Source organism: Brevibacillus sp. MER 51, from assembly GCF_023714195.1.
GTDB lineage: Bacteria > Bacillota > Bacilli > Brevibacillales > Brevibacillaceae > Brevibacillus.
Map to the genome: position 1 here is coordinate 1 of NZ_JAMAUS010000068.1, position 418 is coordinate 418.

Genomic DNA, 418 nt, shown 5'->3' on the forward strand with positions numbered 1-418 from the left:
GCATTTTGTAATTGTATTAATGAAATATGCTTGAGTTCTCTTTGTAACCGTTCAATCATAGGAATTGTTTGATCAGTAGAACCACCATCAATACAAAGGATTCTATAGTGTTCTTTACTCTCAATAGATATTAACAATTGTCGAATTGTTGCCTCATTATTACATGTAGGTATGATTATCGTAAACCTCATTTTGTCACCATCTTATCTATATATTCTGTGAGCTGATGTAAACTTTTATCAGTATTATACTTATGCCAATCTTTAAATAACGGACTTAATAGATGTTCTTTTTCTTGTATCGTCATTATTAAATCTTCTTCAGTATACACTTTGTAGCTATCCGGTATTGCTTTGTAAAATTGATTCAGGCCTCTCACCTGATCATATGTTCCTTCATCATACACATAAAATATAGT

At 30.6% G+C, this 418-nt stretch carries 1 protein-coding gene and 1 pseudogene; both read right to left on the bottom strand.

The genetic code is table 11. The features are described 5' to 3' along the window. The coding region (locus M3630_RS30660; RefSeq protein ID WP_251254680.1) for a glycosyltransferase family 2 protein at positions 1 to 191 on the bottom strand (191 nt) is incomplete at its 3' end. Then, positions 188 to 418 (bottom strand): annotated as a pseudogene (locus M3630_RS30665) (teichoic acid glycerol-phosphate primase TarB); the annotation flags it as partial. The gene M3630_RS30660 and the pseudogene M3630_RS30665, both read right to left, overlap by 4 nt.